This is a genomic window from Alteromonas sp. a30, assembly GCF_026788005.1.
In the GTDB taxonomy this organism is placed as follows: Bacteria; Pseudomonadota; Gammaproteobacteria; order Enterobacterales; family Alteromonadaceae; genus Paraneptunicella.
The window spans coordinates 152,257-173,749 of record NZ_JABEPE010000003.1 but is presented as its reverse complement, the minus strand read 5'-3'; the positions used below and the strand labels follow the sequence as shown (position 1 = coordinate 173,749).

Sequence of the window (21,493 nt, the reverse complement as noted above, 5' to 3'; positions counted from 1 at the left end):
CATGAGAAATTTGACTATCGTCATTATTATTGCGCTCATATTTTTAAGCTTTGGTTCTATCTTTGTTGTAAAAGAAGGCAACAGGGGCATTGTGATTCAGTTTGGAAAAGTAAAGCGTGACTCTGCAACGAATGAAACTATTGTTTATGAGCCCGGATTGCACTTCAAGTTGCCTTTCCTTGATACAGTGCGTCAACTTGATGCACGTATTCAAACTTTGGATGATGCTCCTGATCGTTTCGTCACTTCGGAAAAGAAGGACTTAATCGTTGATTCTTATGTGAAGTGGCGTATTAAGGATTTTGCTAAATATTACTTAGCAACCCGAGGCGGTATTAAGGAGCTTGCGGAAGCCTTGCTAAAGCAAAAGGTGAATAACGGATTGCGTTCCGAGTTTGGTACACGAACCATACCTGAAATTGTTTCTGGGGAACGTTCAGAACTGATGGATGAAGCAATGGAACAGTCTTCAGAAAGTTCACATGAACTCGGAATTGAAATTGTTGATGTGCGCGTTAAGCAAATCAACTTGCCGCTTGAAGTCAGTAACTCTATTTTTGACCGTATGCGAGCGGAACGTACGGCGGTTGCTAAAGAGCACCGCTCTCAAGGTCAGGAACAATCTGAAATTATCCGGGCAGAAATCGATCGTCGCGTAACCATTATGCTGGCAGATGCAGATAGAAATGCTCGACGCCTACGTGGTGAAGGGGATGCAGAAGCCGCTAAAGTGTATGCAGAAGCTTATTCAAAAGATCCTGAGTTTTTTAGTTTCTTGAGAAGTATGGATGCATACAAAACCAGCTTTAACAGCAAGCAAGATGTATTGATTCTTGAGCCAGATAGTGACTTCTTTAGATATATGAAAGAGGCAAAAGGCAAATAGCTGTATTAGGTTTTTGTAAACTAATTGATATGATGAAGCACTCTAATTAGAGTGCTTTTTTATTGGGGAGGAGAAACACTACTATGTGGGAGACAATATGGACGGCGCTAGCTCTAGTGTTGGTGATTGAAGGGATTGGGCCTATGTTATTCCCTAATCGCTGGCGGCATTACATCTCTAGTCTTGGACAAGTTCCAATTTCCCAATTAAGGCAACTCGGCGGTATTCTCGTACTGATAGGTGGGATATTGCTGTTTTTTCGCTTAACTTGAAGCGTTAAATTGATAAAAAGTACATACTTTTCAGTTTATTACGCTCCAGATTTTAATCTCGCAGTCGTTTGTCGATAAAAAGATGAACATCAGTGTTTAAATTTGTTAGAATCCCCGCCTATTTTATTTGAGGATTTTTTAGGCTTTTCATGGCAAACAATGTAGTTGTTCTTGGCACCCAGTGGGGTGACGAAGGAAAGGGCAAAGTCGTCGATTTATTAACTGACCGTGCAAAATACGTTGTCAGGTATCAAGGTGGCCACAATGCAGGTCACACGCTCGTAATAGATGGTGAAAAAACCGTATTACACCTGATTCCTTCGGGCATTCTGCGCGACAACGTTAAATGTATTATTGGTAACGGGGTTGTATTAAGTCCTGAGGCATTGTTAAAAGAAATGCAAATGCTGCAAGACAAAGGTGTGCCAGTTACTGAGCGTTTAGTCATTAGTGAAGCGTGTCCTTTGATCTTACCCTTCCATATCGCTTTAGATCAGGCTCGCGAGCAAGCCCGAGGTAATAAGGCCATTGGCACAACCGGCCGTGGTATTGGGCCAGCATATGAAGATAAAGTATCCCGTCGTGGTTTGCGTGTTGGGGATTTATTCTGTGCAGAGTCGTTCGCGGTAAAATTAAAAGAGGTCATGGAGTACCATAACTTCGTCCTTCAACATTATTACAAAGCGGATCCAGTAAATTACGATCAAGTGCTTCAAGATGCCTTAGCGATTGCTGATACCTTGAAGTCTATGGTGGTTGATGTCACTGACTTGCTAGACAAAGCTCACGCTCGTGGCGACTGTATTATGTTTGAAGGTGCACAAGGCACATTATTAGACATCGATCACGGAACCTATCCTTATGTAACTTCGTCAAACACAACGGTAGGTGGCGTAGCAACAGGCGCGGGGTTTGGTCCTTTAAAACTGGATTATGTGCTCGGTATTGTGAAAGCTTATACCACGCGTGTTGGAAGCGGTCCGTTTCCTACCGAACTAGACGATGAAGTGGGTGAGCACCTCGGTGTTAAAGGACATGAGTTTGGTGCAACAACTGGTCGTAAACGTCGCACAGGTTGGTTTGATGCTGTTGCTATTAAACGAGCAGTGCAAATTAACTCAATTTCAGGTTTCTGCCTAACCAAGCTAGATGTCCTAGATGGACTAGAGGCCATTAAAATCTGTGTAGGGTATAAACACCCAGATGGCACAGTAAAAGATGTTCCTCCTATGGCGGCTGATGACTATGATTTAATTGAGCCAGTATATGAAGAAATGTCTGGTTGGTCGCAGAGCACGTTTGGTGTGACAACATATGAAGATTTACCACAGCAAGCGAAGGATTATATTGCCCGTATACAAGAGATAACGGGTGTACCAGTTGATATCGTATCAACAGGGCCTGACCGCGTCGAAACTATTATCTTACGTCACCCATACGACGTATAGCACTTAGTAATTTTTAAAAAGAGGCCGCATCATGTGGCCTTTTTTATACGCTAATCACTCGCGATAATTTGCTTTTCAAGTTCCCATTTCCCTCTCAACACAAAATAAATAATTACACTTTCTGCTTGATGTCATCGGATGAGTGTCTTAGTTTAACTAGCTCTCTACATTGTTAACTTTTCATTAACTTGGGACTGTTCCCAATACGGAATCTAGCCATGCAAATAGAAGACATTGCACCAAAAGTTGAGCATCTGCGCTCATATTTTGAGACGGGGAAGACACGCAGTGCTGACTGGCGTATTGCACAGTTAAATCAGCTCAAAAAACTGACTTTAGAGCAAGAAGATAAAATAAGAGAAGCATTAGATAAAGACCTCAATAAATGTGAGCTTGAAGCATGGAGTGCGGAAGTCGGATACACGGTTTCCGAAATTGACCATAGCCTAAAAAGACTGAGCAAATGGATGCAACCTAGACGGGTTGCAACACCTATGGTAGCGCAACCGGGGAAGAGTTACATCCAGCCCCAACCACTTGGAACTGTGCTCATTATTGGTGCTTGGAATTACCCTTATCAATTAGTTATGGCACCGTTAATTGCAGCGATTTCTGCGGGAAACTGTGCGGTGTTAAAACCTTCTGAATTAGCGTCTCATACATCCGCCTTAATAGCTGAATTAGTCCCACAATATTTAGATAAAGACGCATTTACCGTTATAGAAGGCGCCGTAGAAGAAACCACTGAGCTGCTTAAACAGCACTTTGATCACATTCTTTACACCGGAGGAGAGGCCGTTGGTCGAATTGTTATGCGTGCTGCTGCTGAGCATCTTACTCCTGTTACGTTGGAACTCGGTGGAAAGAGCCCTTGTGTCGTTGATAAGAGCGCCAACTTGGATGTTACGACTTCCCGTATTGCATGGTGCAAGTGGATGAATGCAGGGCAAACCTGTGTTGCTCCTGATTACGTTATTATTGAAAAGCAATTTGTCGAGCCGTTTATGACGGCGATGCAAGAAAAAATAAACCGTTTCTATGGGCCTGATAATGGCGCGTCTAGCCAAGATTACGCGAAAATCATTAATCATCGCCATTGGCAACGCATTGTGAACTATTTAGAAGGGCAGAACGTTGTTTTTGGTGGGCAGCATGACGAACAGAAACAATTTATTGCGCCTACACTCGTGTTAAATCCAGACTTGGCTTCTCCCATCATGCAAGAGGAGATTTTTGGTCCGTTATTGCCGATTATTACCGTAGATTCAATTGACGAAGCGATTCCTATTATTAATCGTCGTGCTAAGCCGTTGGCCATGTACATTTTCACCAAAGATATGGGATTAGAAAATCGTCTTCTCAATGAGACGTCAGCGGGTAGTGTGTGTATAAACGACGGCATGATGTTTATGGCAAACAAAGATTTACCTTTTGGTGGCGTCGGTGCCAGTGGCATGGGGAGCTATAGTGGGCAAGCTGGATTCGACACATTTAGCCATCTTAAAGCCGTTATGAAACGCAGTTTTATGATGGATGTTGATTTACGTTACCCTCCTTACAACGACAATAAATTAAAGTGGTTAAAGAGGTTGGGCTAGTATGTCAAACGCATTATCTCCATTTCATTTAGCGATTCCTGTTACTGATATTGATAAGGCCGATGCGTTTTATGGCGGTTTAATGGGATGCGAAAAAGGTCGCAGCAGTCAACAGTGGATTGATTGGAATTTCTACGGTCATCAATTAGTTACTCATTTGGTAGAGGAAATGCCCGGAGTTGCAGGGTATAATCAGGTAGACGGTAAAAAAGTTCCCGTTCCACATTTCGGTATCGTTTTGCCGTGGCAGCAGTGGGAAGAACTCGCCGATAGGTTCAGTAAACATGATTATCCTATGTATATCGAGCCTTATACTCGTTTCGCAGGAAAAACAGGGGAACAAGGAACCTTCTTTTTGTTCGATCCTTCGGATAACGCCTTGGAATTTAAAACATTTAAGGACATGGATACGCTGTTCGCTAGCTAATTAGGAAGGCATGTTAGCAAAGCGAGTAACGTGCCTCATTAGCAGGTTTAGATATTTAGTGAAATACCATGATTCCCATGCCGACTCTCGCGCTAAAATGCAGTCGGCGATACAACTTTTAGATACGCATAACTTAACTTACACCCCCGTAAATTACTCGGTTGCATATGAATATGTATCGGGGGAAAATCCTGAGCTAATTCAGCTTATTGACGACTATATAAACGTAAATAAAGTGGACGCATTTGTTTTGGAGTCTTTATATAACGAGTTTATCGTTAACAAGACACCGCAAGATGAGTCCAATGTATATAAGTTGAATGGAGCTATTGATAGTTTACATACAAGCTGTGAAACGTCATCAGAGGTGTTGCAAGCGTTAGATGAGTCGGTTCAGTCAACAGTTGATGAACATTCTACAGAAACCCAGCGCCTTGTTGTTGAGTTAAAACAGTCTCAAGCTGAAATGATGGCGTTTGTGAAAGAAGCCCAATTACAGGCGCATACCATCCGAAATGAATTAGAATCTGCAAAAATAGAAGCCATTACCGATCCTCTCACGCAACTGCTCAACCGTCAGGCGTTAAACAAAATGTTTGACTCCTATCGTAGTGATAGCGGCGACAATGAATTAAGTGCGGCAATGGTGGATATTGACTATTTTAAAAAGTTTAATGACGACTATGGGCATCTTATAGGAGACGTTATCTTAAGGCGTATTGCCAAGCTCTTTCGTGATGTCATCGATACCAGCGGTGAGGTTTTTCGATACGGGGGAGAAGAATTCGTTATTCTTATTCCCAATATCGAGCCTAGCGAAGCTTATCGCATTTTGGATGATATTCGAACGCGAGTTGAGAAGCTGCGTTTCGTTAGTGCTAAAACAAAAGAGCGACTACCCAAGTTAACAATATCCGCGGGCGTTACTCAGTATGTTTATGGAGAGCCACTAGAAAGTTTAATTTCCCGTGCTGATGAAGCTTTGTATCAAGCTAAACGGCAAGGTCGCAACCGCATCATTGATTTAGCGTTGCAAGATTAGCCCTCTAAACAACAAAGCCCGGTATTGTTACCGGGCTTTTCGTCATTTGAACGGTAGCGCTAGCTAAATAAAACAAGCGCTTAGGTTTTAACCTTCAGGAAGCACTTTAGAGACAACATTTACCGCAAAGCTGATGTGGTCATGTGTTGTTGTACCGCCAGGATAACCTAACAATCCTAGCTCAGGAACTGCACCGTAAACATTCGCATCGGAGTGATATGCCAAAGTAACGATCTTAAGTGTTGGCTCTGTTAACGGACAGAAGTTCAAGAAGCGAGTAATGCTACCTCGGCCTTTCTCATCAGGTACAACAATGTTAGGCGCACCACCTAAAGCAGAAGGAGCCATATTATCAATGTTACCGTCACCGCTGAAGTCACGCTCGAACACGCCCCACATTGTATAAGCACCATTCACAACTAAGTTACGGGCTTTAATATTGAGTGTTGCGCCGCCTTCATCATCACATTTAATTGTCATGATGCCGCGTACTTTCATCCAATCACCTAATGTGATGTCTTCATTTGGATAAGAGCGAGTTGCATCCCACGGAGCGCCATCTTGCACGTTTCCTACCGGAGCGCGCGTACCATCACCGGAAACAATGACTCCGACATCCATAAAACGACGGTTTTGGTCTTCAAGAGCGGGAGGATCAAATAATGAACTATAAGCAGGATCGAAACCTGAGGCCAAAATAGTATCGGCAGGGGATTCTGTTGTTAAATCAAATGGTGTAGTGGCACCAGGCTCTGAGTTATAGCCAAACGCAAAGTTGAAACCGATAGGGCCAAATATGCCTCCAAAGTCCCAAACAGGGCGGCTAAGTTGGCGATTAAAGCCCGTCATTGGGGTTCCTAATGTGATTAGCGTATCGTCAGTTTTTCTCAGCACGTCTTCTGCGTTAGCAACATTCGCCACTGATAGTGCCGATACGGCGATTGCTAATTTGGTTAAGCTTTTCATTGTACTTTGTCTTTTCCCTAATTGGTTGGATGTTACCTTATTCGGTTCAATGCTAGATTGTTTGGGTTGCATGGTTTCTTTCCCCTCAACTAAAAATTGTGTTTCGAAACAATCAATAACAGATGCTTTGGGCCTGCCTCACGTCATTTTGGGATGGGTTTAAAATGAATCCTAGAGTAGGTTTTGCACTCTACTATCGAACTACGAGTTGTGTTTGCAAGCAACTGCCCTTAAGTGCAGTTGACACTTTGGGCAATGAAAAGGTTTTATAAATAACGATGCAGTGTTATTGCCTATTCATAAATAAACAGGGCGTTGAGAGGTTGTCGCGAGTTGCTCGGGAAGTCATGTTTTAGTTGCTTGTATGCAATTGAACGTTTTTCTTATCTCTTGAACAGACGAAAAAAAACCCAGTATAAAACTGGGTTTTCCGATACTTTCGTTTTAGGCTTAAACGCGTTCGAAAATGGTTGCGATGCCTTGTCCTAAACCGATACACATGGTTGCTAAACCAATTGACTTATCTTTACCTTCCATCAAGTTGATAAGCGTTGTGCTGATACGTGCACCGGAACAGCCAAGAGGGTGTCCTAGTGCGATTGCACCACCGTTTAGGTTAATCATGTCATCAACTTTATCTTCCAAGCCAAGGACTTTCACGCAGGAAAGCGCTTGTGCCGCGAAAGCTTCGTTGAACTCTGCCAATTCAATGTCTTCAATCGACATGCCTGCACGTTTTAATGCTTTTTGCGTTGCAGGAACAGGGCCGTAACCCATGATTGCCGCATCGCAGCCGGCCGTTGCCATCGCGCGAATTTTAACGCGAGGTGTTAAGCCAAGCGCTTTTGCTTTGTCTGCTGACATAACCAACATTGCTGAAGCGCCATCAGAGATAGCTGATGACGTGGCAGCCGTTACTGTGCCGTTTACAGGATCAAATACAGGGCGAAGCTTGCTTAAAGACTCAGCGGTTGACTCAGGACGAATTACTTCATCGTAGTCAATTTTGATTAGGCGACCATCAGCATCGTGCGCTTCGATAGGCAAGATCTCGTTTTTCCATGCGCCTTCAAGCGTTGCCGCGTGAGCGCGTTGGTGAGAACGAGCACCGAAAGCGTCTTGTTGCTCACGAGTGATACCGTTTTGGCGACCTAATAGCTCAGCGGTTAAGCCCATGCTACCTGAAGCCTTAGCTGTGTATCGTGCCAAGCCCGGGTGGAAGTCTACATTGAAGTCCATAGGAACGTGTCCCATGTGCTCAACTCCACCAATGATGAATACATCACCGTTGCCTGTCATGATGCTCTTAGCCGCGTCGTGAAGCGCGCCCATCGAAGAACCACATAAACGGTTAACCGTAACCGCGCTTGTTGAGCGTGGAATACGAGTCAATAGTTGTGCATTACGGGCAAGGTTGAAGCCTTGCTCTTTAGTTTGCTGTACACAACCCCAAATGATGTCTTCGATCTCGGCAGGATCTAGGTTTGGGTTGCGGTCTAGCAAGCCTGTCATTAACGCAGCAGACATAGTTTCTGCACGAACGTTACGGAATACACCACCTTTTGAGCGACCCATTGGGGTGCGGATGCAGTCTACAATTACGACGTCTTTCATTTTTCGTTCCCCCAATTAAACGTTAAAAAAGGATTTGCCATCGGCAGCCATTTGCTTAAACGAGTCGGTCAATTGGTAAATTGGACCTAGTTGCTCGTATTTCTCAGCAAGGGCGACGAAGTTTTGTAATCCCATTGTCTCGATGTAACGGAAAATACCACCACGGAATGGCGGGAAACCAATGCCGTATAGCAACGCCATATCGGCTTCTTCAACAGAATTTACAATGCCTTCTTCTAAGCAACGAATCGCTTCGTTTGCCATCGGCACCATTAAGCGCGCCATGATTTCTTCAGCGTCAAACTCTTTCTTATCAGCCGAGTGTTCAGCAACAATATCGTAAGCTGCTTGAGCAGGCGTTTTCACTGGGCGACCGCGCTTGTCTTTGCTGTATTCGTAGAAGCCAACACCATTTTTCTGACCATAGCGTTCCGCTTTGTACAACATAGTGACAGGGTCGTTGCCGATTTTTTGCATACGCTCTGGGAAACCTTGCGCCATAACGTCACTAGCGTGATCAGCCGTGTCGATGCCAACTACGTCAAGTAGGTAAGCAGGACCCATTGGCCAACCGAATTGCTTCTCCATAACCTTGTCGATAGCAACAAAGTCTGCGCCGTCAAGAAGGAGTTGGCTAAAGCCAGCAAAGTAAGGGAATAACACGCGGTTTACCAAGAAGCCCGGGCAGTCGTTAACAACAATCGGGGTTTTGCCCATTTTCAACGACATGGCTACAACATTGTTGATGGTTTCTTCAGAGGTTTTCTCGCCGCGAATAATCTCTACTAATGGCATTTTATGCACTGGGTTAAAGAAGTGCATGCCACAGAAGTTTTCGGGTTTAGAAAGGCTTTCTGCAAGACGTGTAATAGAGATAGTTGAAGTGTTTGAGCAAATAACGGTGCCATCTGTTACGTTTTCTTCAACTTCTTTTAATACAGAGCCTTTGATTTTTTCATTTTCAACAACAGCTTCAATCACAATTTCGCTGTTTTTAATCGCGCTGTATTCTAACGAAGGCGTGATGTTGTTTAGTGTTGCTGCCATTTTCTTGGCGTCAACCTTGCCACGCTTCATACCTTTACCAAGGATGCTTGCGGCTTCGTTTAGACCTAATTCGAGTGCAGGCTCGGCGATGTCTTTCATCACTACCTTTGTGCCTTTAAGGGCTGCTTGGTAAGCAATGCCACCACCCATGATGCCAGCACCAAGTACCGCAGCATGATCGAATTGTTTTGTTGCTTGCTTGGCGGACTTCTTGCCAGAACCTTTTACAAATTGGTCAGCAAGGAAAATACCGATTTGGGCTTTTGCAGCATCGGTTTTCGCCAGTTTTGCAAATGCTTCATTTTCGACTTTTAGCGCGCCTTCACGATCAAGTACAGAGGCTTTTTCAAGCGTATTTACGACAGCGTGAGGAGCAGGATAGTGTTTGCCCGCTTGTGCGAATACCATGCCTTTTGCTGTAGAAAAGCTCATCATTAGCTCGTTCTTAGGCATAGTAAGTGGCTTAAGTTTAAGTTCGCGGCGTGCTTTCCAATCAAGTTTGCCAGCAATGGCATCTTTTAGCATGGCAAGCGCTGCTTCCTGTAGTTTCTCAGGAGCAACAACCGCATCAACCGCGCCTTCTTGAAGCGCTTTTTGAGGTTTACGTTCTTTACCTGTGGTCATCCACTCCATTGCGTTGTCGGCACCGATGACGCGCGGCAATCTTACGGTACCACCAAAGCCCGGAATCAAGCCCAGTTTAACTTCTGGTAAGCCAACTGCGGCGTTGGTGTCAGCGATACGTAGGTCACACGCAAGTGTCATTTCACAGCCGCCGCCAAGTGCGTAGCCATTAATTGCTGCGATAGTAGGGAAAGGAAGATCTTCGAATGCATCGAATTTCTTGGCGGTAGCCTGAGTCCATTGAAGCAACTCGTCATCTGGCAACGCGAAAATTTTGCCAAATTCCGTGATGTCTGCACCGACAATGAATACGTTTTTTGCTGAACGTACCATGGCACCTTTTACATCACTGTTATCTTTTAACAAATTGGTCACTTCTGCCAATTCATCGAGTGTTTGTTTATCGAATTTATTGACTGAGCCGGCAGCGTCAAAAACAATATCGGCAATCCCGTCGTCAAGTAGGGTTACACTGAGGCTTTTGCCTTCAAAAATCATGATCTTCTCCTTAGTAAATACCCAGGATTAGTTGAGTCAACCTCAACTCGGGATAGGCAACAAAATAACTTGATTGACTATCCCGAGCTGAGGCGAGATCCCAAATTTGGGAACGTCATTGTTGTAAAAGCAGAGGTAAATAGCAATAGAAATTCAAACAAATGTTTAAATTTTTATTTCACTCCCTGATGAGTCAATTTTTCTACTATTCGTGCTCTACAAAATAAACCGAATAAAATTAAATATTTACACCCCGATTTCGTTTTTTCTGGTTGGACCAGTTAAGAAAACGTCTGATCTAAAAACGATTTCGAGAAGACATTAATTTTGTTCTAATTTTGCGGTTGCCATTGAAATACACCTTGGAATGTATTGCAGTTAGTTGTGGCACTAGCGGCATCAGTCATGAAAATTTGCTTCGCTGCTGAAGTGGGGTAAGTCAAATATTGACTGCAAAACGCGCTTTGACCGGGACCGATAACGACTTGTGTCCCTGCTTCAATTTTACATTGTGTCATCATGTCAATTGGCGACCATTGATAACAAATTTCATAGTCTTCACGGTACTTTGCGGTACTGCCTTCTGGTTGGCTAAACGCCCACCAATTACCTTTTTCGCTTCCAGGGTTAGTGCTATTCCACGCGCGATAGATCGTAAAACTTTGTGTGACTTCGTAAACTTGACCCGCACATAAACCGCCTTTGGTTGGCATGCCAAGGGCCTGTTGCAGCAATGCATCGTTGGTAGCGGGGGTTAAGTAGGCCGCTACACTTGCAGGTGGTTGGGTATTGCCGATACAAGCCTGAGTTGTTGGTGTAGCAGGGGAAACCACCGCAGAAGTAGGTGTTTCTGGTGTGTTATTTGACTGTTTGTGGGGTTTCTCAATAATCACTGCGCAGCTGGTCAATGAAATCACAGCTAAAGCATAAAGAGTGTGTTTAATCATGGTTGTTTTAATTCATATTTCAAAAGAGTATGAGTGTAGCAGCCAGTGATAAAAATGGTACAAAAATGACTCGAAAATGGGAGGCGAAAATTTCACTGTACTAAATAAGTTTACACTTGAAATAACAAATTGACCAAGTGGTCAGGATTTTTGGTTTGGAGTCTGTATAATCCGCCGCAGCTAAGTTTACACCTGCTATTTGGGTAATTTTAATATGTCGTCACCTTCTCAACAAGCTGCGCTTTCTGGCTATCTCTTTGCTATTGGCGCAACGCTTATTTGGTCTGGAAATTTCATTATTGCACGAGGAGTGATGGAAGCTATTCCACCTATCTCGTTAGCGTTTTGGCGCTGGGCCATTGCTTGCTCGGTTATGTTGCCTTTTGCGTTACCAACGTTACTGCGCGAATGGTCAGTGGTACGTCAAAACCTGCTCTATTTAAGTTCTGCTGCTTTGCTGGGGGTCGCTGTATTTAACACCCTCATCTACTTTGCGAGCCACACAACAGACGCGCTAAATCTGGCGTTAATCGCGATTTGTTCTCCTATTTTTATGATGGTGTTTGCGCACTTCTTTTTAAGGGACCTCGTTACCAAAAATAAAGTGCTTGGGATCGTGATTGTTGTTGTGGGAGTTTTGGTGTTGATCACGCGTGGTCATCCAGAAATGCTGATGCATGTTGCCTTTACTTCGGGTGACATTTGGATGCTAATGGCCGCCACATGTTTTGCGGTGTACAGCATTTTGTTAAAGAAAAAGCCAGAGCAAATTAGTCAATGGTCGTTTCAGCTCAGTACTTTCGTTATCGGTTTGTTAATGTTGGCACCGCTTTATGTGTGGGAGTTGACCACTAAAGCACCTATTCAATGGGATAGCAGTTTAATGATGTCCGTGTCTTACCTTGGTGTTTTCGCTTCATTTGCCGCCTACATTTTATGGAATCGAGCGATTGCAGCAATTGGTCCTTCGAAAGCGGGAATGGTGTATTACTGTATCCCAATTTTTAGCGGCATTCTTGGTAGCTTGTATTTAGGCGAGCACATTGAGTCTTATCATCTGGTGTGTGGTGTGATGATTATTTCCGGCATTGTGATTGCCAACATGAAGAACAAGCGTCAATTGGCGGTTTCGACAGCAAGCTAGGAGTGTGAATATTTGGGTGTAGCGCAGACCCTCAGCCGCAGGAGGTGGAGCGTAAACGCAAGGCGGCTTCACTTTCTCAAAGTCGCCGTCGCATCCTTGAAAAGTATGCTTTTTGAAAGTGAATAAACCTTCGTTTTTGAGCTTGTCTGCTTAAAACAACCCAAGTTGGCGAGAGGTGATTTCATCAAAGTTGCGGCTGATGAAAGGCAAAATGGCATCTGCGACCGGTTTTAACTGTTTTTCTATGTAATGCTCGTAATCAATCGGACTTTGCCTATATTCCTCTGGCTCTGCACCATTAGTCGTGAAAACATAACAAATATCACCTTTGTTCTGATATTGAAGAGCTCGTCCCATAGCCTGATTATGTTGGTCCGCAATTCTTGCAGCTTTCACATGAGGAGGCACGTTTTTAACATAGGCGCTCAACGGTTGCCTTAAGCGCTTCTTGTAAATCAGTTGATGGTCCTTTTCACCTTTATAGACCGCTTCAACCGTTTGCTGAATATAGTCATCCAATGGTTCTTCATTAAATACTTTCGCGTATAACGTTTGCTGGAATTCCTTGGCAAGCTCCGTCCAGTCTGAGCGTACTGTTTCCAAACCTTTAAAGATGAGTTCGTTGCCTTGAGCACTGGACTTTACGCCGGCATAACGCTTCTTGCTGCCGGTGTCCGCACCACGAATGGTCGGCATTAAGAATCGGCTGAAGTAAGTTTCAAACTCCAGTTCTAAATGGCACTCAATACCAAACTCTTTTTTCAGCTTAGTACGCCATTGGTAATTGATGTGTGTAGCCAACTTATTGCCAATGTCATGAGCTTGCTGCATATCGTAATCGCCGTTTAGCCAAACAAAAGTTGAGTCGGTATCACCGTAAATTACCTCGAATCCTTGTGCTTCTATCCATTTAGCCGTGGTTTGCATAATGTCATGACCACGCATAGTAATGGAGCTGGCAAGACGTGGATCGTAAAAGCGGCAACCACCAGAACCGAGGACGCCGTAAAACGAGTTCATCAGAATTTTAATGGCTTGTGATTTCGCGGCGTTTTTCTCTTTTTTCGCTTGATCCCGCTGCTGCCATAAAGAGGTAATGATGTTGGGCAGGAAGTGCTTTAGCCTGTCGAAGTAAGCCCCTTTATAACCGGGAATAGCAGTTTCTTTGCTCTTTAAGCCTTCAATTAATCCCATCGGATCAATTTTAAAGGTACGAATAATCGACGGATACAGGCTTTTAAAATCCAACACCAATACATGTTGATACAATCCCGGCTTTGAGCTCATAACGTAACCACCGGGACTGGCAAGAGCTCCATCGCTGGGGCGATTTGGCGACACATAACCCGCACGATGTAATTTCGGTAAATATAAGTTGGTAAAAGCGGCTACCCAACCACCAATGCGATCCAGTGTAAGCCCTGTTAGCTGGCTACGTAAAATAAGGAAATCTAACAATTGGGTATGATCGAAAATCTCCAGTACCAGCTCGCAATCTTGCAAGTTGTATTCGGCAAGCTTCACTTTGTTGTGTTTAAAGTCGTGATTAATGTGCGCCATGCGGTCGTGAACATTTTCAATCTTTTTGCCTTTGCCTAAAAGCGATTGGGAAACAAACTCAAGGCTAAAGCTATCGAAGTGATAGGTCATGGACTTAAGCGCATCAATGCCATCAACCACCATTCTACCGGGAATGGTGATAAAGCCTTGGTTACTGTCTTCTCTGCCATCACGCCAACGTGCTTGGGTATTGCCGCGTCCTATTTTAATCGGCACCTGATGTTTTTGAGCGCGTTTCATAAGCACGCGAAAGTCGAAGTTAATTACGCTCCAGCCAACAATGATATCGGGGTCATACTGATTAATTTGGTCACAAAGTGCGCGTAACAGGTTTTTTTCATCTTGCGTCCAATGAATCCATTTTTGGGACTCGGGATGCGCTTCGGCATCACCAATCATCAGTACACAGCGGTAATCTTCTGCTGCTAAACCAACCGAGTATAGTTCACCGTATTCGCTGCATTCTATATCCAGCGAAAGTGTGCGAAAGGATGGGTGATACTGAGCTGGTTTGAGTTTAGCTTGATGTAGCGTGTTGTCCCGCGATGCCATTTGACCAGTGAAACTGGCGGAACCATAAATAAAACGTTCCATTAAGTAACGGTCGACTAAGCGAATGTCATTTTCGTGCAAAGTTATGCCTGAACCTGTTAAGCAAGCTTGTGCATTGGTTAGTTGTTGGTGCGTTTGCAAATACATCGCATGTACCGGCTTATGTTGAAAGGTATGAAGCCCCACATCGGAAAAGTTTACAGGCAGGTTATTCAGTTTAAACAAGTGTTCAGCTTGGACAACATCAGAGGTTTCAATAAACATCACAAAAGGTTCGGCAGGTGTGACGACTCGTTGCGGTCCGTTGTTTGTTATTAGCCACAGCTCAATAAAGGTGTGTCCATTACGCTCAAACTGCTGACGAGTCAGGATAAAACCTTGTTGTATGTCATTACGATTGGATTGAACTGCTGACATAAATGAGAATAAGTCTACCTGATGGACATCTGTTAAAGCGCACTATTCTAAGGGATTGAGAGCAGGGAGAGGAGGAAAAATTTTATAGTGAGTAATAATTCAGCAAGCTGATCAAGTAAACATAAAAAAGCCACGGTATGTCGTGGCTTTTCCGTTTTTACCGTTATTTAAATGCTGATTCGGTTATTTTTGTTTGGTTAACCATACCAATAAGTCGACCATTTGGTCTGGGCTCATATCGCGAGTGAATTTCGCCTGATACTTGCCATTGATGATGAAGTTTGGCACGCCGCGCAAGTGCTTGATGTATTTTTGCATGGTCTTATTGTTTAGCTTTAATTGGCTGTTGACGCCAAAACTTTTTGCTAATTTATCGAACTTGTCTGAATCAACACCATTGACTGCAAAGACATTGCGAAGATCGGCTAAACCTGTAACTGGTGCGCGTTGAACATGGATATATTTGAAAATGGCCGCATTAAGTTGCTTTTCTCTTTTCAATGCACGAGCAATCATCATTGCTTTGGTGGCTTCATCTTGGATTTCTGCTTTGGTGAAACCCATGAAATTAACGTGTACTTTTTTGAAATCCACGTTGTGATTTTTGGCAGATTCTTCTTCTAATTTCTTTTCCAACTGAGCAACGAGTGGCTCGAAGTTGTAGCAGTGTGGACACCAGTAAGAAAAGAATTCGAGCACTTGAGGCTCTTCAGTCGCCTTGTCAGAAATAACGGTATAGTGTTTGCCTTCCTGATATAACTCTTGAGCTGCGAGTTGCAGAGGAAGGAACAAAGCCAAGGCGAATAAAATAAGGTATTTGCGCATAGTATTTTATTTTTCTGAATTAAAAATGAGACTGGAGGTTAACACACACTTTTGTGACATGTCCTCTATTTGGAGAAGATTTCATCGCATTGAATTGTGTCATTCAGCAACGATTTAGATTAAACGAGGCTTCCTTGCCTCTAAACGCGCATTAAAACTGCCATTCCGCGCCCACGAATGCACTACGAGAAGCGGTATTAAAGCCTTTTACTTGCTCATATTCTCGGTTGAATACATTATCGATTCTGGCGTTTAACTTAACCGTATCGCTAAGTTGATACTGTGCGGAAAGGTTTATTGTGGTGAAGTCATCCAATGGCTCGCCGCCAATATCAATGGCGTCTTTTTCCCAATGAGCATTGGCATTGACGCTGAATTCACCACTTTGGTTAAACAGGTTTATGCCCACATTTGCCAAATGTTCTGGACGACGCAAGCGCTGTTCTCCGGTTTGGGTTTCGCTATCGTTATAAGTGTAGTTACCCCATAATTTCACTTGTGAAGAAGGTGTGTGATGCCATTCAACTTCAACCCCTTTGGACTCACTTTCCCCCTCGGTTTGTAAATAGCCTTGGAAGCTCACCGGATCAAACTGAATCTCGTCTTCAATTTTTTGATTAAAGTAAGTTATGCCAACGAAGGTGTTGTCGAGAAACCATTCTGCGCCGATGTCAAACCCTTCGCTGGTCTCTTCTGTGAGTTGTAAATCCTTGGCAGCCCCAAAGGCAAAGTCACCATCGTTATATGCTTGTTCGAATAAACTTGGCGCTCTAAAACCTGTGCCATAAGTCGCTTTTAATTTCAATGTGCCGGGTAAGCCCGATTCAATTAAGTAGGCAGAACCTAAGCGGTAGCTGGTATTGGTGCCAAAGGTATCGTTGTCATCGTGACGAATGCCAGCTGTTGTGGTCCAGCGTTTGTCATATTGATACTGATACTCTGCAAAAAGGCTATGCTGATCACGCTTTTCTGTCGGGATGCTTTCTTCCTTTTTCTCGAAACCACCTACGATGCGATGATTATCGAAATCCATTTCACCTAAATAACCGAATTTCTTAATTTTGCCTTCATTGGTAAAGCCAAGGAGGTTATTTGAGAAGGAGTCTCTGCGTACATCGGTGTTGGAATAGCTGACTTCTTGACGGTATTGCTCTTGTTTGTAAACAAAGGCCAGACGTTGTGTTTCTTGCTCTGCTTCCGATGCACAAACATGAGTGGTTGCGAAGGTGACGTTGTCACTACAACCATCGTAGTCGACTTGTGAGTCAACATCGCGAAGGACAAGATTAACACTGAGCGAATCGGTCAGCTTGGTTTCGGCTTTTAAGTGCAACGTGGTGTTTTCGTATCCATCTTCTTCGCCAGATTCATCGGCTTTTTGCGCGTTGAATCCATCTGAATTAGTTTTACCCGCAGAGAGAAATACGTGGCTGGTTTCATTTGCGTAACCCACCTTGGCGCCATATTGCTGGGTGTTTTCCGCTCCCATCTGAACGCTGATTTCACCCGATGTACCCGGACGAAGCTCGGAAGAGGTGATTCTGATAACGCCGCCAGCGTCTGCGCCATAAAGCAAACCCTGTGGTCCACGTAGAATTTCTACACGTTGAACTTGGCTTGTGAGCAAATCGTCAAAAACAGGCGTAATTTGCGGGGCCGAGGGATCGGCTAAGTCAACGCCATCCACTAAAACGGTGGTACGAAAGCCCTCTTCACCACGGATTCTTACGGTCGTGACCTTTCCTAATCCACCCGAATTGCTTACACCGACAGAGGTAACTGAACGTAATGTGTCGGCAAGGGATATTTGCCCTAGTGCGTCCAAATCGGCTTCGGTAAGCACGGTGACGCTGGTTGCCATCTCGCTTAATGGCTGTTCGACTCGACTAGAAACAACACTAATTGTTTCGATTGAAGGTGTGCTGATTGATTCCGCACTGTGCCCGAAGCACGAGAAAACGGTGCCAACACTTAAGGTGACTAAAGATTTATTAAACTGCATTTTGATAATTCTCGTTAGACGCATTCCACCCGAATGCGATAGCAAGACTGTACGGACTGACTACGAAGTTCGGCTTTTTGCCGAGTTAGTTGTGTGACTGAGCCTAGTTTGTACCCCTATTTTGGCCGGTATCCGGACTCATAAGTGGTTAATTTCTTGCATTTCGCCTTCCCATTTTTATCAAAACAGTGGCTATTGAAATGCAATCACTTAATTACCGTTGCGGGGGCAGTATTGGCTTTGCACCAATTTCCCGTTTAACCCAGCGTGGTTCACCTTGTGAAACGTGTCTGGGCACCAAAACGCGGTCAGTATAATCTCTTATTATGCCGATTGCGACTCAGTTACAGCCATAGTGGGAAGTTTATGGCATAAGCGATAAGGCAGGTTCATGCAGAGATGAAAATTGCTCTTTGAGTGAAAGAATTTGCTGTTCCCAGTATTTGTCTTCTGCGAACCAAGGAAATGCTCTTGGGAAGGCAGGATCTTGCCAGCGATTTTCTAGCCAAGCCATGTAATGAACCATGCGCATTGCGCGAAGTGGTTCAATGAGCTTGAGCTGTGCGTGGTCAAATTCGAAGAATTCTTCATAGGCGTTGACGAGCGTGTCGAGTTGAAGAAGTTGTTGTTGCCTGTCGCCAGAAAGCATCATCCATAAATCTTGCACTGCGGGACCATTACGGCAGTCATCTAGATCAACAAAGGTTGGACCGTCGCGCCAGAGTATATTGCCGGGGTGACAATCGCCGTGTAACCGTATTGACTGTGCGTGATTAACATTTGCTAACGCGGATAGGTAGTGCTCAGTAGCTAACTGCACCACTTGCTCCAAAATGGTGAAGAAAGCTTGATGTAAGTGACTCGGGATAAGTTGACTTTGTTGAAGTTGTTGCAAAGGTTCGTGCAAATGTGTTTGTACAGAAAATATATCCCGGTGAGAAAAGGGTTGTCTTGCACCAACCGCATGCATCCTGCCAATAAAGCGTCCCATCCATTCTAGCTGATCTAAATTATCGACTTCGAATTGTCGGCCTCCGACAGACGGGAAAACAGCAAATGCATAGTCTTGGTAATGGTGTAGGGTTTTGCCGTTGATGCTTAATGGAGCGGCGAGTGGAATGTCGTGCTCCACTAATTCCAAAGCATAGTCGTGCTCTTCTTGAATTTGCTCGTTGCGCCAACGTTGTGGGCGATAAAACTTAACAACATAGCGTGTTTTATCTTCATCCTGAAATTGATATACACGATTTTCATAGGAGTTTAGAGCGAGTAGACCTGAGTCTACACGAATACCTGTGTCTTCAATGGCGTCTAGGATGAGATCGGGTGTTAAGTCTGCAAATGTGAAGCTTTGTGCCAAGGGAGTGTCCTTTTACAAGAAAGAAAAAAGCCCGCGAGAACAGAATCTAACGGGCTTGGATTATAGCGCGAGTTTAGCGATACAGGAACTTACTTGGCTCAAGAACTTCAATACTGCCGTCTTCGTTGGTGACACGGAAATTGATTTCAGTGATACGACCTTCAATATCGTATGGGTTAACGGCAATACTCACTGGAATGGTTTCAAGCTCTGCACCTTTTACGGTAACGGTTTGTTGACCAATAAATTTGGCTCCAGGCATGCCTTCCACGTTGATGGTATAGAACTGCTCATCTTGATGTTTATTCAAGATTTTTAAGGTGTATACGTTCTCAACCAAACCTTCGCTGGTTTCACGATACAGTGAGCCACGGTCGCGAATAATATCGACTTCAAGAGGAACGCGTATCATGATTTGTACGGCAAGAAGTGCTGTCATTAGCACGAGCACAACAGCGTAACCAATAATTTTCGGCCTAAGAATGTGCACCTTCTTACCTTGTAGTGCATGTTCAGAGGTGAAGTTGATAAGTCCTTTGGGGTAATTCATTTTATCCATTACGCCGTTACAGGCATCGATACATGCACCGCAATTAATACATTCGTATTGCAGACCGTTACGGATGTCTATGCCTGTTGGGCATACTTGCACACACATGTTGCAGTCGATGCAGTCGCCTAAGCCTTTCTCTTTAAGTTTTTCTTGGCTCATTTTGCGACTACGAGGACCACGGCTTTCACCACGTTTTTCGTCGTACGCTACCATTAATGTGTCGGCATCGAACATAACCGATTGGAAGCGCGCGTAAGGGCATATGTGAGTACACATAATTTCGCGCATCCAACCTGCGTTCCCGTAAGTACAGAAAGTGAAGAACAACACACCCAATACCGCTAATCCACTGGCTTGGAAGGTGAAAAAGTTAACGAATAGCTCCGAAACAGGAGTGAAGTAACCCACGAAAGTAAGAGAGGTTAATAAAGCTACAGCTAACCAGCAAAAATGTTTCGCGAACTTCCGTAGAAATTTGTCGAGGTCCATGTCTCGTTCATCCAACTTCATTCGCTTATTGTGAGGTCCTTCAATTTTATGCTCAAACCAAATATAGATGTAAGTGAAGGTGGTTTGGGGACACATGAATCCACACCAAACTCGTCCTGCAAATGAGGTAATGAAAAAGAGAGCATACGCACCAATCATAAAAATAACGGCGAGTAGGGTGAGGTCTTGTGGCCAAAGCGTTAAGCCAAAGATATGGAAACGCTGCTCCATAATATCGAACAAAATAGCTTGTTGGCCTTCATACGGAATCCACGGTATCGCGGCAAACAAAAATATGAAAAAGCCACCAAAAAGCTGCCTGAAGTTTTCAATTCTGCCTTTGACTTGCCTGACGTAAATGTGGTTTTTGGAAGATGCGGCAGATTTTTTCTCTGGTTGGTGAACTTTAACTGGAGTGATGTCTTTAACCGGAATGCGGTTGGCATCAGCGGGGGTAGAGTCGGATGTTGGATTGTTGTTCATAATGCTCTGGAGCTAAATAAAAGTGCAAATAAAAAGGTGAGGTACAGACTATTGAATTTAGTCACGGACCCCTCAATGTCGCAATGAATTTGTTGTAGTTATTTCGACTAATAACTCAGGTATGTATTTCTATTCAATATATACCTGTTTAAACAAGCGAATTAAATTTACTTTTTTTAAAACCGCTATTAACAAACCCTTAACATTCGGGCACTTCAGGCGGCTAAAAGGAGTATAAGAAAGATTAAATTTGAGCATGTTAGTGTATAGGTATACGGCGTTTAATTATTCTCAAACATACCTTTATCTCATGTTCTTCTAACGCATTTACAGTAGACTAATTCTAATAAAATCATTTGATGTAAAGCAATGAAAAGCGGATTGATTATTTTTTTATTGGTGTTTTTAGTGTTTGCATTGCAGCAAATGCCGGTTTTTTACCGCCTTTTTTCTGATACCCAAACAGAGCTAGTAATGTGGCTTGGCGATGCTAGAAAGTATCGTGAAAACAAAGTGTTGAGAAAACTTCATGAAGATATAGAAAGCACATTTGAAGGGAATAATGAGGCACAAGTTGCTTATTTAGAGAAAGTGACAAAAAACACTGAAAATTTAGCGACTTTTTATCGTTTGTACTGTGTTGGTGCAGATAAAAATCCATTCATTTATGGTGCAAAGCTGCACTATTTTTGTGAAAGGATTGTAAAGTCCGGCTTGATAAAGGTCTGATGCTCATTGT

At 43.7% G+C, this 21,493-nt stretch carries 17 protein-coding genes and 1 riboswitch; of the genes, 8 read left to right on the top strand and 9 right to left on the bottom strand.

The window, feature by feature from the left end:
• Nucleotide 1: 1 nt before the first annotated feature.
• The 6 genes from hflC to HJG39_RS04675 all read left to right on the top strand — a co-directional run bounded on the left by hflC (nucleotide 2) and on the right by HJG39_RS04675 (nucleotide 5,673).
• Nucleotides 2-886, top strand: coding sequence for a protease modulator HflC (hflC, locus tag HJG39_RS04700; protein WP_268407358.1), 885 nt, complete (start codon nucleotides 2-4; stop codon nucleotides 884-886).
• Nucleotides 887-969: 83 nt separating this feature from the next.
• Nucleotides 970-1,158 (top strand): DUF2065 domain-containing protein, encoded by a 189-nt coding sequence (locus tag HJG39_RS04695; RefSeq protein WP_268407357.1) that lies wholly within the window; start codon nucleotides 970-972, stop codon nucleotides 1,156-1,158.
• 149 nt (nucleotides 1,159-1,307) lie between these two features.
• On the top strand, nucleotides 1,308-2,606 hold the full coding sequence (locus HJG39_RS04690; protein WP_268407356.1) for an adenylosuccinate synthase: 1,299 nt from the start codon (nucleotides 1,308-1,310) through the stop codon (nucleotides 2,604-2,606).
• Nucleotides 2,607-2,824: 218 nt separating this feature from the next.
• Nucleotides 2,825-4,204: an aldehyde dehydrogenase family protein gene (locus HJG39_RS04685; RefSeq protein WP_268407354.1), complete on the top strand. Its 1,380-nt coding sequence runs from the start codon at nucleotides 2,825-2,827 to the stop codon at nucleotides 4,202-4,204.
• Nucleotide 4,205: 1 nt separating this feature from the next.
• A complete protein-coding gene (locus HJG39_RS04680; RefSeq protein WP_268407353.1) occupies nucleotides 4,206-4,631 on the top strand; it encodes a VOC family protein in 426 nt (141 codons plus the stop codon).
• A 58-nt stretch (nucleotides 4,632-4,689) separates the two neighbouring features.
• Nucleotides 4,690-5,673 (top strand): GGDEF domain-containing protein, encoded by a 984-nt coding sequence (locus HJG39_RS04675; protein ID WP_268407352.1) that lies wholly within the window; start codon nucleotides 4,690-4,692, stop codon nucleotides 5,671-5,673.
• Nucleotides 5,674-5,760: 87 nt separating this feature from the next.
• Here the strand turns inward: HJG39_RS04675 and HJG39_RS04670 are convergent, their stop codons facing one another.
• The 4 genes from HJG39_RS04670 to HJG39_RS04655 form a co-directional block, all read right to left on the bottom strand.
• The gene (locus tag HJG39_RS04670; protein ID WP_268407350.1) at nucleotides 5,761-6,711 is read right to left on the bottom strand and encodes a hypothetical protein; all 951 of its coding nucleotides are present in this window, start codon (nucleotides 6,709-6,711) and stop codon (nucleotides 5,761-5,763) included.
• A 378-nt stretch (nucleotides 6,712-7,089) separates the two neighbouring features.
• The gene (fadA, locus tag HJG39_RS04665; RefSeq protein WP_268407349.1) at nucleotides 7,090-8,253 is read right to left on the bottom strand and encodes an acetyl-CoA C-acyltransferase FadA; all 1,164 of its coding nucleotides are present in this window, start codon (nucleotides 8,251-8,253) and stop codon (nucleotides 7,090-7,092) included.
• A gap of 15 nt (nucleotides 8,254-8,268) precedes the next feature.
• Nucleotides 8,269-10,422, bottom strand: a complete 2,154-nt coding sequence (gene fadB, locus HJG39_RS04660) for a fatty acid oxidation complex subunit alpha FadB (RefSeq protein WP_268407347.1) — start codon at nucleotides 10,420-10,422, stop codon at nucleotides 8,269-8,271.
• A gap of 332 nt (nucleotides 10,423-10,754) precedes the next feature.
• Nucleotides 10,755-11,369 (bottom strand): hypothetical protein, encoded by a 615-nt coding sequence (locus HJG39_RS04655; protein WP_268407345.1) that lies wholly within the window; start codon nucleotides 11,367-11,369, stop codon nucleotides 10,755-10,757.
• 214 nt (nucleotides 11,370-11,583) lie between these two features.
• Between HJG39_RS04655 and HJG39_RS04650 the strand changes: the two genes are divergently transcribed.
• Nucleotides 11,584-12,513 (top strand): DMT family transporter, encoded by a 930-nt coding sequence (locus HJG39_RS04650; RefSeq protein WP_268407343.1) that lies wholly within the window; start codon nucleotides 11,584-11,586, stop codon nucleotides 12,511-12,513.
• Nucleotides 12,514-12,663: 150 nt separating this feature from the next.
• Here the strand turns inward: HJG39_RS04650 and HJG39_RS04645 are convergent, their stop codons facing one another.
• The 5 genes from HJG39_RS04645 to ccoG all read right to left on the bottom strand — a co-directional run bounded on the left by HJG39_RS04645 (nucleotide 12,664) and on the right by ccoG (nucleotide 20,754).
• The gene (locus tag HJG39_RS04645) at nucleotides 12,664-15,042 is read right to left on the bottom strand and encodes a DNA polymerase II (RefSeq protein WP_268407340.1); all 2,379 of its coding nucleotides are present in this window, start codon (nucleotides 15,040-15,042) and stop codon (nucleotides 12,664-12,666) included.
• A 183-nt stretch (nucleotides 15,043-15,225) separates the two neighbouring features.
• A complete protein-coding gene (locus HJG39_RS04640) occupies nucleotides 15,226-15,867 on the bottom strand; it encodes a thiol:disulfide interchange protein DsbA/DsbL (RefSeq protein WP_268407339.1) in 642 nt (213 codons plus the stop codon).
• Between the two features lie 151 nt (nucleotides 15,868-16,018).
• Nucleotides 16,019-17,869: a TonB-dependent receptor plug domain-containing protein gene (locus tag HJG39_RS04635; protein ID WP_268407337.1), complete on the bottom strand. Its 1,851-nt coding sequence runs from the start codon at nucleotides 17,867-17,869 to the stop codon at nucleotides 16,019-16,021.
• A gap of 106 nt (nucleotides 17,870-17,975) precedes the next feature.
• A riboswitch (cobalamin riboswitch) is annotated at nucleotides 17,976-18,186 on the bottom strand.
• Between the two features lie 47 nt (nucleotides 18,187-18,233).
• Complete coding sequence (locus tag HJG39_RS04630; RefSeq protein ID WP_268407336.1) at nucleotides 18,234-19,229, bottom strand: serine/threonine protein kinase; 996 nt, start codon at nucleotides 19,227-19,229, stop codon at nucleotides 18,234-18,236.
• Nucleotides 19,230-19,302: 73 nt separating this feature from the next.
• Complete coding sequence (ccoG, locus tag HJG39_RS04625) at nucleotides 19,303-20,754, bottom strand: cytochrome c oxidase accessory protein CcoG (protein ID WP_268407335.1); 1,452 nt, start codon at nucleotides 20,752-20,754, stop codon at nucleotides 19,303-19,305.
• 369 nt (nucleotides 20,755-21,123) lie between these two features.
• Between ccoG and HJG39_RS04620 the strand changes: the two genes are divergently transcribed.
• Nucleotides 21,124-21,483, top strand: a complete 360-nt coding sequence (locus tag HJG39_RS04620; RefSeq protein WP_268407334.1) for a hypothetical protein — start codon at nucleotides 21,124-21,126, stop codon at nucleotides 21,481-21,483.
• Nucleotides 21,484-21,493 lie beyond the last annotated feature (10 nt).